The 15,019-nt window shown below is 64.6% G+C and carries 12 protein-coding genes and 1 riboswitch; of the genes, 7 read left to right on the forward strand and 5 right to left on the reverse strand.

Annotated elements, in window-relative coordinates; translation table 11 throughout:
- Nucleotides 1-195: 195 nt before the first annotated feature.
- Complete coding sequence (locus tag FPZ08_RS11535; RefSeq protein ID WP_146290156.1) at nucleotides 196-540, reverse strand: DUF6476 family protein; 345 nt, start codon at nucleotides 538-540, stop codon at nucleotides 196-198.
- Between FPZ08_RS11535 and FPZ08_RS11540 the strand changes: the two genes are divergently transcribed.
- The gene (locus FPZ08_RS11540) at nucleotides 539-1,579 is read left to right on the forward strand and encodes an RluA family pseudouridine synthase (protein WP_146290157.1); all 1,041 of its coding nucleotides are present in this window, start codon (nucleotides 539-541) and stop codon (nucleotides 1,577-1,579) included. The two genes, FPZ08_RS11535 and FPZ08_RS11540, sit on opposite strands and share 2 nt — an antisense overlap.
- A 161-nt stretch (nucleotides 1,580-1,740) precedes the next feature.
- Nucleotides 1,741-2,610: an RNA polymerase sigma factor RpoH gene (rpoH, locus tag FPZ08_RS11545; RefSeq protein ID WP_146290158.1), complete on the forward strand. Its 870-nt coding sequence runs from the start codon at nucleotides 1,741-1,743 to the stop codon at nucleotides 2,608-2,610.
- Nucleotides 2,611-2,812: 202 nt separating this feature from the next.
- On the opposite strand, the gene FPZ08_RS11550 is transcribed toward rpoH, so the two are convergent.
- The gene (locus FPZ08_RS11550; RefSeq protein ID WP_146290159.1) at nucleotides 2,813-3,493 is read right to left on the reverse strand and encodes a thiamine diphosphokinase; all 681 of its coding nucleotides are present in this window, start codon (nucleotides 3,491-3,493) and stop codon (nucleotides 2,813-2,815) included.
- 62 nt (nucleotides 3,494-3,555) lie between these two features.
- Nucleotides 3,556-3,654, forward strand: a riboswitch (TPP riboswitch).
- Between the two features lie 65 nt (nucleotides 3,655-3,719).
- On the opposite strand from FPZ08_RS11550, the gene thiB reads away from it, so the two are divergent.
- The 3 genes from thiB (at nucleotide 3,720) to FPZ08_RS11565 (ending at nucleotide 7,118) form a co-directional block, all read left to right on the forward strand.
- Entirely contained in the window at nucleotides 3,720-4,724 is a 1,005-nt protein-coding gene (gene thiB, locus FPZ08_RS11555) for a thiamine ABC transporter substrate binding subunit (RefSeq protein WP_146290160.1), read from the forward strand.
- 176 nt (nucleotides 4,725-4,900) lie between these two features.
- A complete protein-coding gene (locus FPZ08_RS11560; RefSeq protein WP_146290161.1) occupies nucleotides 4,901-6,493 on the forward strand; it encodes an ABC transporter permease family protein in 1,593 nt (530 codons plus the stop codon).
- A complete protein-coding gene (locus tag FPZ08_RS11565) occupies nucleotides 6,480-7,118 on the forward strand; it encodes an ATP-binding cassette domain-containing protein (RefSeq protein WP_186766956.1) in 639 nt (212 codons plus the stop codon). The genes FPZ08_RS11560 and FPZ08_RS11565 overlap by 14 nt, the downstream gene beginning before the upstream one ends.
- Nucleotides 7,119-7,324: 206 nt before the next feature.
- On the opposite strand, the gene FPZ08_RS11570 is transcribed toward FPZ08_RS11565, so the two are convergent.
- On the reverse strand, nucleotides 7,325-9,271 hold the full coding sequence (locus FPZ08_RS11570) for a hypothetical protein (RefSeq protein WP_146290163.1): 1,947 nt from the start codon (nucleotides 9,269-9,271) through the stop codon (nucleotides 7,325-7,327).
- 48 nt (nucleotides 9,272-9,319) lie between these two features.
- Nucleotides 9,320-10,609: an adenylosuccinate synthase gene (locus tag FPZ08_RS11575; protein WP_146290164.1), complete on the reverse strand. Its 1,290-nt coding sequence runs from the start codon at nucleotides 10,607-10,609 to the stop codon at nucleotides 9,320-9,322.
- Between the two features lie 160 nt (nucleotides 10,610-10,769).
- On the opposite strand from FPZ08_RS11575, the gene FPZ08_RS11580 reads away from it, so the two are divergent.
- Together FPZ08_RS11580 and FPZ08_RS11585 are read left to right on the forward strand one after the other, a co-directional pair.
- Nucleotides 10,770-11,726 (forward strand): DMT family transporter, encoded by a 957-nt coding sequence (locus FPZ08_RS11580; protein ID WP_146290165.1) that lies wholly within the window; start codon nucleotides 10,770-10,772, stop codon nucleotides 11,724-11,726.
- Between the two features lie 74 nt (nucleotides 11,727-11,800).
- Nucleotides 11,801-13,177 carry an FAD-binding oxidoreductase gene (locus FPZ08_RS11585; protein ID WP_146290166.1) on the forward strand — a complete coding sequence of 459 codons (1,377 nt, stop codon included), beginning with the start codon at nucleotides 11,801-11,803 and terminating at the stop codon, nucleotides 13,175-13,177.
- Nucleotides 13,178-13,390: 213 nt separating this feature from the next.
- Here FPZ08_RS11585 and serA read toward each other — a convergent pair whose 3' ends face one another.
- Nucleotides 13,391-14,974, reverse strand: coding sequence for a phosphoglycerate dehydrogenase (serA, locus tag FPZ08_RS11590; RefSeq protein WP_146290167.1), 1,584 nt, complete (start codon nucleotides 14,972-14,974; stop codon nucleotides 13,391-13,393).
- Between the last annotated feature and the right edge of the window lie 45 nt (nucleotides 14,975-15,019).

A 15,019-nucleotide genomic window follows, 5' to 3' on the forward strand; every position in this document is an offset into this window, starting at 1 on the left:
GCAAAGAGCCCCCCTTCCGAGCGCCGCTAAGGTCCTTCGGACCTAAGCTATGCTTGCCTTCCCCTCGAAGGGGGAAGGTGAACTCCGCGTGTTTGAACAGACAGTGCCACAAGGCGATTTTCACCCTCCCCCTTGAGGGGAGGGTAGCGTCGCTAGGCCCAGAAAGGGCCGTAGCAGAGCTAGGGAGGGGGTAGCCTACCTCGCCCCCAGCACCACTTCCCGCGTCAGCTCGCCCGTCGCCTGGTCGAACAGCGCCAGGGTGGTGACCCCATTCACGGTATAGGTCACGTTGATCGCGCCATCGCTGACCAGCGCCGAAACAACCTCGGCCCCAGCCGGCAGAACCACGTTCTCGGCCACCGTGGGCGGCGGGGTGTCGCGCATGGCGCGATAGACAAGGGCGAAGCCAATCGCCATAAAGCCCAGCAACAGGATGCCTATCGAGATTGCGAACGAGCGGCGTGCCTTCCCCAATATGGCAAGGGCTTCGGGCGTCAGGGGCGCATCGGCCTTCTGTCCAGTCTGATCAGGATCGCTCATGGTCGAAAATACCGCTGCAGAGTTCGAGGGCGAGGAAGGCGAAGTCCAGGTCGTGGTCGTCGTCGATGCCGACATGGCCGGCGGACGGCTCGATGCCACCCTGGCCAAAGTTCACACCGTGCTGAGCCGCAACCGCATCAAGGACCTGATCCTGGGCGGCGCCGCCAGCATCGACGGCAAACCCGTCAGCGAGCCCAAATACCGGCTAACGGCGGGCGAGACAATCACCCTTCTTGCCCCACCCCCGGAAGATGCCGAGCCGCTGCCGCAGGATATCCCGCTCGACATTCTCTATGAGGATGACCAGCTCATCGTGGTCAACAAGCCCGTGGGCATGGTGGTCCACCCTGCCCCCGGTTCGCCCGATGGCACGCTGGTCAATGCGCTGCTTTTCCATTGCGGGGAGAGCCTGGTGGGTATCGGCGGGGTCAAGCGGCCGGGCATCGTGCACCGGCTGGACCGCGACACGTCGGGCGTTATGGTGGCCGCCAAGACCGAGACGGCGCATCGCCATCTCTCCGAGCAATTTGCCGATCATGGCCGCACCGGGCCGCTGCATCGCGCCTATATCGCCTTTGTCTGGGGCATGACCGAGACCGGCAAGGGCACGGTGGATGCGCCGCTGGGTCGCGACCAGAACAACCGGCTGAAACAGGCAGTGCGCAAGGACGGACGCGAGGCGATCACCCACTATTTCGTGGAAGCCCGCTTCGGCGACGAAGGCTGGGACATGACAAGGGTGCAGTGCCACCTCGAAACCGGCCGCACCCACCAGATCCGCGTGCATATGGCCCATATCGGCCATCCGCTGGTGGCCGACGCGGTCTATGCCTCGGGCTTCGCCACCAAGATCAACCGGCTGCCCCCAGACGTGGCCGAGCCTGTGCAGGCGCTGGGACGGCAGGCTCTGCATGCGGCCGAGCTGGGATTCGAGCATCCCGTGACGGGCGAGGAAATGCTGTTCGAGGCACCACTGCCCGATGATTTGCAGGCGCTCGAGGATGCGCTCGAAGGATATGACAAGGCCTTTGCGCGCTAACAAGGAACCTTTCGCCAACATTTCGCATTTGTAAGGATTCACCGCCCTTACAATCGCCAAATTGCGGCCTATATATCCATCGTAGTCTGCCGATGGGCCGAATGGTCATCGCGGACTCGTCTCCGCCCGCGCCATGTGGGGGAAAAAGAAAGGGGTGCGCCATGGCCCAGACCAATCTTCCTGTCCTCTCCGCCGAAGGGGGGCTCAGCCGTTATCTTCAGGAAATCCGCAAGTTCCCCATGCTGGAACCGGATGAAGAATACATGCTGGCCAAACGCTACAAGGAACATCAGGATCCCGGCTCGGCGCAGAAGCTGATCACCAGCCATCTGCGCCTCGTAGCCAAGATCGCCATGGGCTATCGCGGCTATGGCCTGCCGATTTCCGAAGTCATTTCGGAAGGCAATGTGGGCCTGATGCATGCGGTGAAGCGCTTCGAGCCCGAAAAGGGGTTCCGACTGGCGACCTATGCCATGTGGTGGATCCGCGCCGCCATCCAGGAATATGTGCTGCGCAGCTGGAGCCTGGTCAAGATCGGCACTACCGCCGCCCAGAAGCGCCTGTTCTTCAACCTGCGCAAGGTGAAGGGGCAGATCGCGGCGCTGGACGACGGCTCGCTGCATCCCGACCAGATCAAGCAGATCGCCACCACGCTCAAGGTGAGCGAGGACGATGTCGTGTCGATGAATGCCCGCCTGTCGGGCGATGCATCGCTGAATTCGCCCATGCGGGCCGATGAAGGCTCGTCGGAATGGCAGGACTGGCTGGTGGACGACACCCCGAGCCAGGAAACTACCCTGGGCGAAAGCGAGGAATTTTCCGAGCGCATGGGGCTGCTGAACAACGCCATGGACGTACTGAACGAACGCGAACGCGCCATCTTCCAGGCCCGCCGCCTGCAGGACAATCCGTCCACGCTCGAAGAGCTGGCCCAGCAATATGACGTCAGCCGCGAGCGCATCCGCCAGATCGAGGTCCGCGCCTTTGAAAAGGTGCAGGACGCCGTGAAGGAAGCGGCACGGGCGAGCTGAGGGCGTAGAGAAGAATGCGGAAGGCGGGCTTTTGGCCCGCCTTTTTGTTTGTGGGGTACCCCCTCCTAGCCTCCCCCCTGATAGGGGGAGGAATCTGGCCGGTGGGTGGGCATGCAGGTGCCATAAACGCAGAACGTCACCCTCGGGCTTGACCCGAGGGCACTGTACTTACGGCAGGTTCAGCAAGTGTAGAGCCCTCGGGTCAAGCCCGAGGGTGACGTTCGAGTTCTGGGTGACGCACGGCGATCAAATCCCACAACCGCTCCTTGCCCAGGATCAGCAGCCATGGCGTGTCATCGGCCGGTTCCACCTCCACCGGCCCGCCGGTGCCTTCGTTCGACGTACCGATCAGGGCGCCCGGCGCCAGCGTCAGCCCGTCCATGGGATAGAACAACCCGCTCGAGCGGGTGAAGCTGATCGGCAGCAGCGGGTGGATGGACACCCGCTCGCGTATCCCCGCCGCGAATGCGATGGGGCCGACTACGACCACCGCCACATCCACCTCATCCACCAGCAGCAGTTTTCGCGTCGGGGCGTATTGCAGCACGGCGCTGAGGGCGGCGAGCGTATGGTCAAGCCGTTTGCCGGTCATGCCCAGGGCCAGCGTCACCGGCGCCTGCGTCGAATAGAGCGCTTTCTGGAAATCGGTGGTGATCTGCTCGGGGATGTGGAGCACACGCGTGCGCCCCTCCCATGAAGCGCGGTCGCGCAGCGAATCGAGATCGCCGATAATGGCGGATGGGGTGAGGCCGGCATCGCCGATGGCATCGGCGCCGCCATCGGCCCCGACCAGGGCCACGCCGCGGTCGGCCAGTTCCACCAGCAGGGCCGGATCGACGGCGCCGCCGCCGACAATGGCCATGGGGGTGTCGAATACGACCAAGGGCCTATCAGCCTTCGGCGCCGAAGTGTCTTGCACTGTCACAAAGCTCTCATTAAGTGTGGGGCGTCTCGCTGGGGTGTTCCGGGAAACCGGAGCTGAGAGTTACCCATTGAACCTGAACCAGGTCATGCTGGCGGAGGAAGTTCGAGATGGCAAGGGCATCTCGACGCCCTTCCATTGACACAATCCCTTCACTCATGGCCGCAACCAATGAAGGGAATGACCCATGGTCAAATCCACCCGTCTGGCGCTTGCGGTCCTTGTTGGACTGTTCGCTGCACCGGCATTCGCCGAAGACGTGCCGACCCTGACGATCTACACCTATGACGGCTTTGCCGCCGAATGGGGCCCCGGCCCCGGCCTCAAGGCAGGCTTCGAGGCCACCTGCGGCTGCGTGGTCGAATGGGTGGCCGCCGACAGTTCCATCGGCACATTGCGCCGCGTGCAGCTCGAAGGCGACACGACCGAAGCCGATATCATCGTGGGCCTCGATACCGCCATATCAGGGGAAGCCCGGGCGACGGGCCTGTTCGCCGATCATGGGCTCGATCTTTCGGGGCTCAAGCTGCCCGAACCATGGACCGATGCGCAGTTCGTGCCCTTCGACTATGCCCATTTCGCCTTTGTCTATGACACCGATACGGTCGCCACGCCGCCGACTAGCTTCGAAGAGCTGATCGCCCTCCCTGATAACTTCAAGATCGTGGTGCAGGACCCGCGCTCGGCCACGCCGGGGCTGGGTCTGGTGCTGTGGATCGCTGCTGCCTATGGCGACCGCGCGCCCGAAATCTGGGCCGGGCTGAAGCCGCATATCCTGACGGTGACGCGGGAATGGAGCGAGAGCTACAACCTGTTCCTTGAGGGAGAGGCGGACATGGCGCTGAGCTATTCGACCTCGCCGGCCTATCACATCATCGCCGAGGGCGATGACACGATCCATGCCGCCATGTTCGAGGAGGGCCACCTGGCCCAGACCGAAGTGGCCGGCATCCTCAAGTCCTCGGAGCATCAGGAACTGGCGCGGCAATTCCTGGCCTATCTGGCTTCGGTGGATGGGCAGAAGGTTATTCCGAGCACCAACTGGATGTTCCCGGTGGTGGATCTCGGTGCCGATATCGACCCGGCTTTCGCCACGCTGCCGCAGCCTGAGAAGACGCTGGTGCTGAGTGATGAAGAGATCGCGGCCAACAGCCAGCGCTGGATCGACGAGATGCTGGCGGCGGTGCAGTAGGCGAGGATTGCGGTCGTGAGAACCCCCATCCTCACTTCCTCCCCGCAAGGGGGAGGGAAGCTTGCCCGGCGCAAGGACGCAATCTGTGCCAAGATGGTTGGTCTGGCGTCTCCCTCCCCCTTGTGGGGAGGGACCAAGGGTGGGGGTTGTTTGGCCACCGGCCTGTGGGTGGGGCCATGCTGACCCTGCCCCATCGCCCACTGCGCATTGCGGCGGCCATCACACTGGCCACGGGCATCGCCGTGCTCATCGCGCTCGTGCTCTGGGCCATCCTGGCCGCTGCGACCGGCGGCGAGGGCAGTGCGTCGCGTATCGATATTGCCCACCTGCTGCGCATGACCTCCATCCAGGCGGGGCTGACGACAGTGCTGTCCATCACCGTGGGCATGGCTTTGGCCTGGGCGCTCAACCGGCTGCGCTTTCCGGGGCGGGATCTGGTGGTGGGGCTGTTCGCCTCGGCCATCGTCACGCCGGGCATGGTGGTGGCTTTCGGGCTGTTGTCGATCTGGGGGCGCAATGGCTGGATCAATCAGGCGAGCGAGGCGCTGTTCGGCTTTTCCATCGGCAATCCGGCCTTTGGCCTCTCCGGTATTCTCTTCGCCCATGTTGTGCTCGACGGGGCCTTTGCCGCACGCATCATGCTGGCGCGGCTCGACGCCATTCCCACGCCGCGCCTCAAGACCGGGCAATCGCTGGGGCTGACGCCGTGGCAGCGCTTCGCCATTATCGATTGGCCTGCTCTGCGCGGCACCGTGCCGGGACTGGCGGCGATCATCTTCCTGCTCGCCTTTACCAGCTTTCCCATCGTGCTGATGCTGGGGGGCGGACCGGCCAACCAGACGCTGGAAGTGGCTATCTATGCCGCGGTGCGGCAGGATTTCGACCTGGCCGGCGCGGTGCGGCTGGCCGCGACGCAGATCGCGGTCTGCTCGCTGGTGATCCTGGCCGCTTCGGCTCTGGCGCCCATTCCCACCAGCTTCGGCGCTTCGGCGGCACCACGCTGGCGCGACCGAGGGTTTGCACGGCTGTTGCAAATGCTCGTGCTGACACTCTGCACCATCGGCTTCGTGCTGCCACTGCTTTCGGTGCTGATCGACGGGCTGGGCGCCGGGATCGGGCGGGTCGTGGCGCAACCGGCCTTCTGGTGGGCCACGGCAAGCAGCCTTGTCATCGGCACGGCCTCGGCTCTGTTGACGCTGCTGCTGGCTTTGGCGCTGGCATTGGGGCGGGGTGCGACCGGCAATGGATTGCTGCGCACGTTGCTCGGCATGCCGGCCTTTGCCTATCTGGCCGTGCCGGCCGTGGTGCTGTCGCTCGGCTTTTTCCTGCTGGTGCGGCAGCTCGGTTTTGCCCCGTCCGTGGCGGCGCCCTATGTGGTCATTCTGGCCAATAGTCTGCTGGCTTTGCCCTTTGCCATGGCGACCCTCGGGCCGCCGCTGGAGGCCATTGCCCGATCGCGCGGCAAGCTGATCCGTTCGCTCGGACTTTCCGGTTGGCGGCAATTCACCCTGGTCGAATATCCGCTACTGGGGCGGGATATCGGCGTCATGCTGGCTTTGGCCTTCTGCTTCTCGCTCGGCGATCTCGGCGTTATCGCGCTGTTCGGCACGCAGGATTTCCAGACCCTGCCGCTGATGATGTTCCGCGCGCTCGGCTCCTATCGCGGCAATGACGCGGCGGCCATTGCCGCCATCCTGCTCGTTGGCACGATCGTGGCCTTTGTCGGCCTGCCCAGACTGTTCGAAAGGATCGCCGATGCTGCGCGTTGAGAACCTGACCTTTGCCCATCCCGGCCAGGCGACGCCCTATGTCTTCTCGATGGTGGCCCATGACGGCGAGGTGACCGCCGTGTCCGGCGCCAGCGGCTCGGGCAAATCAACCTTGCTCGACCTGCTGGCGGGCTTCCTGACGCCGAGCGGTGGTAGTATCGAGCTCGACCATCGCGACCTGCTGCCGCTGCCACCAGAGGCGCGGCCGGTTTCGCTGCTGCTGCAGTCGGAAAGCCTGTTCGAGCATCTGAGCGCGGCCAGGAATGTGGCGCTCGGCCTGCCACAGGGGACGCCCCGGGCAGAGGCGCAAAGGCAAATCGGGGAGGCGCTGGCCGAAGTGGGGCTGGAGGGGATCGGCGAGCAGCTTGCCAGCACATTGAGCGGCGGCCAGAAGCAGCGCGTGGCTCTGGCCCGGACGCTGCTGCGGGCGCGGCCGGTGCTGCTGCTGGACGAGCCGTTTTCGGCGCTGGATGACGAGACGCGGGTGGCGGTGCGCGAGCTGGTGCGGGTGCTGACCATCCGCCACAGCTGGCACACGATCCTGGTCAGCCACCATGCCGATGATGTGGAGGCGCTGGCCGGGCGGAAATATCTGCTGGTGGAGGGGCTGCTGGAGGCGGTTTAGGTGTCACTTCGGACTTCCGTGGCTCCCGTCACCCCACCCTCAATCCCTCCCCATCAAGGGGAGGGAGGCGTCAACTCAAACGCCCGTGTTCATCGTCTCCCTCCCCCTTGTGGGGAGGGATCAAGGGTGGGGGTGGGCCACAAACGCCGAACTAGGAAAGAGCTCGACGTAACACTACGCCCTTAAGGGGTAGGAGGGGGTATCCCCTACTCCGCCCAGGCGGTGAAAACTTTTTCGAACAGGGCCTGCGCATCCTCATCCTTTTCCAGGGTGATGATGGCGTTGCGACCCGTGCCATAGACCACGGCCAGGTCCATCCAGCGGCGGCTTTCCAGCAGGTTCGTATTGGTTTCGGCATCGGTCGGGGTGGCGCTGAGCGCGAAGAGGAACGAATTGCCCACAACGCGCGCCGAGGCCCCGACCAGGGCCGTGCCCGGCACCAGTTCCTGATCCTTGAGCAGCACGCCCGGCAGGGTGGAGATATTGCCGCCGATAAAGGTGTCGCTCACCTTGAAGTCGACCTCCATCAGGTGGCTGGCCGGCAGGCTGGGATCGGAATTCTTGCGGATGGTCAGGTCGACGCCCAGATTGCGCGCCGGAATGCTGGCCGTACCGACAAGCGTCGGCAGGCCGAGTTCATCGACACCTTCGCTCCACGACACCGTGCCCGAGAAGGGTACGGCGCCGGTCGTGCCATCCTGGCTGGCTTCGAGCAGCAGCGACTGGCTACCGGCCAGCACGGCCGGATCGACCGAGGCGGCCGGATCGGTGGCTGCCAGCGCTTCTTCGCCAGGCAGGCGTTCCTCGCTCTTGACCTCGTCGGAATTCACCTCGGGCAGCACGGTTTCGTTGCCGGTCGGCTGCACCGGTTCCGGCGTCGGCTCGAGCCGGTCTTCGATCTGCAACCCGCTGAGTTCGGCATTGGGCTGGCCATTGCTGGCCGCCGGCGTGGTATTGCCCGGCCCTTCCGCTGTCCCCGGCAGGGGCACCGGATCGAGCGTCGGCGTGGTGGGCGAGGTCACTTCGGCCGTCGTGGTCACCGGCGCCGGGGTCTGGGCGAACAACTGGTCGAGATCGACATAGCCCTCGCGCCAGGCCCAGAAGCCCGCGCCGCCGACCCCGGCGAGCAGGATGGCAAAGACCACGAGGAAAATCGTCAGGCCCGCACCACCGCGCTGCGACTGATCGGCAAAGCCGGCATCGTCATTTTCTTCGCTGCCCTTGGCCGGCGGCGGCGCGACGGGATCGGGCAGAGCGGGCGTGGATTCGCCGCGCGCTTCGCGGTCCAGCACCTCGATGGCGCGCTCGATGACGTCCTGCGCCTCGCTGGCATCGGGTTCGACATCGACTTCGCGTACGCTGGACAGGGCCGTCTCGACCGGCACGGGCGCTGCCACCGAAGCGGGCACCGTCACCTGCTGGCGGGCCACCGCGTGATGGCCCATGGACGGCTCGATCCGGCCGCTGACGCGCACCGGCTCGGTGGTCGAATTGGCCGCCAGCGGAATGGCGTCGCGCCGGGGCTCGAAACTGGGTCCCTTGAGCGGGGCATCCATCGGGCGGACATTGGACGCCGGAGGAATGGGCGAGGTCGGCCCGGCCTTGGGTGCATGGACCCGGCCCACAATGGTGGGGACCGGCCGGGGTTCGGGTTCGGATTTGGCTTCCGGCTTGGGCTCCGGCGCCGCTTCGGGCGCGGCTTCAGCTTCATCGGCCGGCTTTACCGCCGCGCCTGACGTGGCCGAGGCCTCGCTGATAATGTCCTCGATGGACATCTTGCCGGTTTCGGCCGGCTTCGGCGCGGGTTCGGCAGGCTCGACAATGGCGGGAGCGGGTTTGGGTGCTTCGGCCACCGGCGCTGGCGCGGGTTCGACCGGCTTGGCCGGCTCGACGGGCGGACGGGGCGGCGTCAGGCTCTGCTCACGCCCCAGCGTGATGACGGCCTCGCTGGCTTCCTGCTCGACCTGGCGGATGCAATCTTCGAGCTGCAGGCGGTGCTGGGTGATGTCGCGCGCGGGCAATGGGGGCGTGATAGCGCGCAGCTGCCCGACCAGGGCCGAACGCGCCTTCTCGTAGACGGCCCGCCGGGCCGCCCCATTATTCTCCGGCAGCGCCGTGATGGCGCGGCGCAACAGCTCCTTGTAGTCCGCCATTGGCTAGTTGGTACTCACAATTGCAGCGACACGTTGTAACAAAAAATCTCAATCTTGGAATGGGTCATGGACAAGGATGGTATCCACTCGCTCCGGGCTCGTCGACAGCATGGCGACCGGCGCCCCGATCTGCTCCTCGATATAGCGGACATATTTGACCGCCTGGGCCGGCAATTCGGCCCAGCTCCGGGCGCCTGCCGTGGTCTCGGACCAGCCTTCAAGCGTCTCGTAGATCGGCTTAACGCGGGCTTGTGCCCCCATTGAGGCAGGCAAATAATCAATCCGTGATCCGTCAAGCTCATAGCCGACGCACACCTTGATCTCCTTGAGGCCATCGAGAACGTCGAGCTTGGTCAGCGCGATTCCCGATATGCCCGAGGTCTTGACCGTCTGGCGCACCAGCACGGCATCGAACCAGCCGCAGCGGCGGGGCCGCCCGGTATTGACGCCGACCTCGCGGCCAACCGTGGCCAGATGCTTGCCGACCTCGTCATCGAGCTCGCAGGGGAACGGGCCTTCGCCGACGCGTGTCGTATAGGCCTTAGTGATGCCGAGTACATAGCCGATGGCGGTGGGCCCGAGGCCCGAACCGGCCGCGGCCTGCCCGGCGACAGTGTTGGACGAGGTGACGAAGGGATAGGTGCCGTGATCGTTGTCGAGCAGTGCACCCTGCGCGCCCTCGAACAGGATGCGGGCGCCGGCCTTGCGCTGGTCATCCAGCACTTTCCAGACCTGGTCCATGAACGGCAGGATTTCCGACGCGACGGCGGTCAGCTCGTCGTAAATCTTCTGCGCCTCGATCTCGACCAGGCCCATGCCGCGGCGCAGCGCATTATGATGGCTGAGCAGGCGTTCGATCTTGACCATCAGCGTATCGGGTTCGCTGAGGTCGATCAGGCGGATGGCGCGGCGGCCCACCTTGTCTTCGTAGGCCGGGCCGATGCCGCGCTTGGTGGTGCCGATCTTGAGGCCGGAATTGGAGTCTTCCCTGATGGCATCGAGCTCGCGATGCAGCGACAGGATCAGCGGGGCATTGTCGGCAATGCGCAGCACTTCGGGGGTGATCGTCACCCCCTGCCCGCGCAGCTTTTCCATCTCGGTGACGAAATGGTGCGGATCGACCACCACGCCATTGCCGATGACGCTCAGCTTGCCCTGTACGAGGCCCGAGGGCAGCAGAGCCAGCTTGTAGCTCACCCCGTCGATGACCAGTGTGTGGCCGGCATTGTGGCCACCATGATAGCGCACCACCACATCGGCACGCTCGGAAAGCCAATCGACGATCTTGCCCTTGCCCTCGTCGCCCCACTGCGAGCCGACGACAACCACATTAGCCATTAGATTACCTTCTCCAGGATAGGCGCAACACCGGGGCTCCGGCCGCCACGGCCGCACCCCATCTTCCCTTGGACGACTGTCCCTCCGGCCACCTTGGGTAAATTTTGATCGCGGCCGAATAACTGCTAAGTCCTGATGTCCTTACATCACCCTGAAGACGATGACAAAGCCGCTAGAGAACCAAAATCGCGGCATATTTGCCCGACTGCTCGATCGGCCTTATCTCCTGTTGATTCTGGCGCCCCTGTTCTGGGGTGGCAATGTGGTGGCGGCCAAGCTGGTGGTCGGCGAAATCGACCCCGTGCTGCTGCTGGCCAGCCGCTGCGTGCTGGCGACGGCGGTCATCCTGCCCTTTGCCTGGCGCTACCTGCTGGCCGACTGGGCCGTGGTGCGCCGCCACTGGCTGGTGCTGATGGCGTTTGGCGCCGTGGGCTATGCCTTGTTCAACGTGTTTCTCTATATCGGCCTCACCAGCACGACGGCGGTCAATTCGGCCATCGAACAGGCCTCGCTGCCCATGCTGATTCTGGGCGCCAATTTCATCGTGTTTCGGGTGCGGGCCAGGCTAATCCAGATCGTGGGCGTGCTGCTGGCCATATCGGGCGTCATCCTCACCGCCACCCATGGCGATCCGGCGCGGCTGCTGACGCTCGACATCAATGTCGGCGACGGCTTCGTCATTCTCGCCTGCCTGGCCTATACCACCTATACGCTGGGCCTGCGCTTCCGGCCCAAAATGCATATCATGAGCTTCATGGCCGTATCCTTCTTCGGCGCGGCGGTGACCGGGGTCATCATGCTGGCCTTTTCCGGTGGCGGACTGGGCCAGGTGACAACGCTCGCCCATGCCTCGCCCACGGTCTGGGCCGTCATCGCCTATGTGGCGATCTTCCCCTCCATGTTCAGCCAGGTTTCCTATGCGCGCGGCGTCGAATTGCTGGGCGCCAACCGCGCCGCGCCGAGCCACAATCTCATCCCGGTCTTCGGCACGCTGGGCTCGGTGATCATTCTGGGCGAGCGGCCGGAAGCCTATCATTACCTGGCCGCGGTGATCATCATCAGCGGCATCGTGCTGGCCGAATGGGCGGCTCGCCGAAAAATATCCGCCGAGGCCTAGGCAGGGCACATCCATGTAACCATGTAGCACTCTCCCGGTCACGGAACCGTGACCAAACACGGAGAGAGGACTCCATGAATACCCATCTTTCCCCCCGCCCGGACATTGCCAGCCTTGCCCGGACCCTGGCGGGCCGCGTCACGCTGCCGGGCAACCCAGAATATGACGAGAGCCGCGCCGTGCTCTTCGACCCCGCCGGTTGCCGCCCTGCCGCCGTCGCTCGCGTCGCCCATGCGGATGACGTTTCCCAGGTCATCGGCTTTGCCCGCGAGCATGGCTTCGATATCGCCGTGCGCGGCGGTGGGCACAGTTCATCGGGGCATGGCACGGTGGATGGCGGCATCGTCATCGACCTGCGCGACCTCAATGATGTCTCGGTTGACGAGGCCAGCAAAACCGTATGGGTCGGTGGCGGCGCAACGGTCGGCGCTACGCTCAAGGCGCTGGAACCGCATGGCCTGGTGGTCGGCTTCGGGGATTCGGGCGATGTGGGCGTCGGCGGCATCGTCACCGGTGGCGGCGTCGGCTACCTGTCGCGCCTGCATGGCGTGACGGTCGACTCGGTGCTATCTGCCGAAGTGGTGCTGGCCGATGGTCGCGTCGTCATGGCCAGCGCGCAGAACGAACCGGACCTGTTCTGGGCGATCCGGGGCGGCGGCGGCAATTTCGGCGTGTTGACGCGCATCCAGTTCCAGGCGCAGGAATTGCCGGCGTTCAGCGGCGGGATGTTGGTACTGCCCGGCACCGCCGAGGCGATCGCGGCTTTCACCGCGGCGGCCCAGACGGCGCCCGACGCGCTATCGGCCATCGCCATGGTCATGCCGGCGCCACCGGCACCCTTCATCCCGGAAGCGATGCGCGACCAGTTGATCATCTTCGCGCTCATGGCCTATGCCGGGCCGGACGACATGGCCGGTGCGGCGCTGGCGCCCTTCCGCGCGCTCGGCCCGATCCTCGATACGGTCAAGCCGGGGCCTTTCCTCGACCTCTATGAGGGGCCAGGCGGCGAGCCACCCGGCCTGCCCGAAACACGGACGCTGTTTGTCGATCGCATCAGCAAGGACAATGCCCGCACCATTGCCGGCTTCCTGACCGAATCGGACTCGGCCATGCGCATGGTGCAGATCCGCGTGCTGGGCGGCGCGGTGAACCGGGTTCCGGCCGAGGACACGGCCTATGGCCATCGCGATGCTCAGGTCATGCTGTTTCTCGCCAATTTCTACAGCGACCAGGCCGACCGGCCGCAGCGCGTGGAATGGGTGGAGGACCTGATGTCGGCCCTGCGCCAGGACAATGAGGGCGTTTACGTGAACTTTCTCGGCGACGAGGGCGCGGCCCGCACCCGCAACGCCTATCCCGGCAAAAGCTGGGACCGGCTCCGCCGCATCAAGCGGCAATATGACCCGGACAATGTGTTCCGGCGCAACCAGAACATTCCACCAGCGGAATGACAAAGGCCGGCCCGACGGGCCGGCCTTTGTGTTTTCGGGTATTCATCGAGCCCCCTTCTCCCCTTGAGGGAGAAGGTGCCCGAAGGGCGGATGAGGGGTCCTGCGTTATCCATCTGCATCGAAGCATGGGAGAACGCAGAACCCCTCACCCGGTTCTTCCGCTGAACGCGGAAGAACCACCCTCTCCCTCAAGGGGAGAGGGAAGATCGGTGCCTAAAACCGCAGCGCTTTCGCCTGCTTGACGCCTTCCAGTGCGGCGATTTCGGCCAGTTGGGGTTCGGTCAGCGTGCCGTCAATGGAGACGAGCGCGATGGCGTCCGAACCGACATCGACGCGGCCGAGGTTGAAGTTGGCGATATTGATGCCGAGCGTGCCCAGCAGCGTGCCGAGGCGCCCGATATGGCCCGGCTTGTCCTCATTGGTCACATAGAGCATGGACGGCGTCAGTTCGGCTTCCATGTTGATGTTCTTGACCTGGATGATGCGCGACTTGCCGTTGGCAAACAACGTGCCGGCCACGCCGCGCTCCTGCCGCTCGGTGGTGACGGTGAGGCGGATATAGCCCTCATAGGCGCCCTGCTGATCGCGGGTGGTGGTTTCCACCGTGATGCCGCGATCCTTGGCGACCTGGGGGGCCGAGACCATGTTGACGTCGCCCAGCGAGGGCTTCAGCACGCCATTGACGGCCGCCGCGATCATCGGCTTGACGTTGAGATTGGCGACATTGCCCTCGAACTCGAGCTTGATGCCCTTGATCGCCGTCTCGGTGAGCTGGCCAGCGAACAGGCCGAGATTTTCGGCCAGTTTCACCCAAGGGGTCAGGATCGGCGCTTCCTCGGCCGAGATGGACGGGAAATTAAGCGCATTGGTGATTTCCCCGCTCATCAGATAGGCCGAGATCTGCTCAGCCACCTGCAGGGCGACATTCTCCTGCGCTTCGGTGGTCGCCGCGCCCAGATGGGGCGTGCAAATGACATTGGGCAGCTCGAACAGCGGATTGTTCTCGGCCGGCTCCTGCAGGAACACGTCGAGCGCCGCCCCGGCGACATGGCCGGACTTGAGGGCCTCGTAGAGCGCCGTCTCGTCGATCAGCCCGCCACGGGCGCAGTTGATGATGCGCACGCCCTTCCTGGTCTTGGCGAGATTGTCGGCATTGAGAATGTTGCGGGTGGCGTCGATCAGCGGCGTATGCAGCGTGATGAAATCGGCGCGGGCCAGCAGGTCTTCGAGCGCCACCTTTTCGATCCCCAGTGCCTGGGCACGTTCGGGCGTCAGGAAGGGGTCATAGGCGATGACCTTCATCTTGAGGCCGATGGCGCGGTCGGCCACGATGGAGCCAATATTGCCGGCGCCGATCAGGCCGAGGGTCTTGTTGGTGACTTCGACGCCCATGAAGCGGTTCTTTTCCCATTTGCTGGCGCGGGTCGATGCATCGGCTTCGGGCAACTGGCGGGCCAGAGCCATCATCATGGCAATGGCATGTTCTGCGGTCGTGATGGAGTTTCCGAAGGGCGTGTTCATCACGATGATGCCCTTCTTGGTCGCGGCGGGGATGTCGACATTGTCGACACCGATGCCGGCGCGGCCGATGACCTTGAGATTGGTGGCGGCAGCGATGATCTTTTCGGTCACCTTGGTGGCCGAGCGGATCGCCAGGCCATCATACTGGCCGATGACTTCGAGCAGCTTTTCCTTGTCCTTGCCCAGATCGGGCAGGTAGTCCACCTCCACGCCATTATCCTTGAAGATCTGGACGGCGGTGGGGCTGAGCTTGTCGGAAACGAGAACCTTGGGCATTGCGCCCTCCTGGTTTTGGTTGCGGGAGCAGGATTTGAACCTGCG

Origin of the sequence: Devosia ginsengisoli, assembly GCF_007859655.1 — a bacterium.
Classification (GTDB): Bacteria; Pseudomonadota; Alphaproteobacteria; order Rhizobiales; family Devosiaceae; genus Devosia; species Devosia ginsengisoli.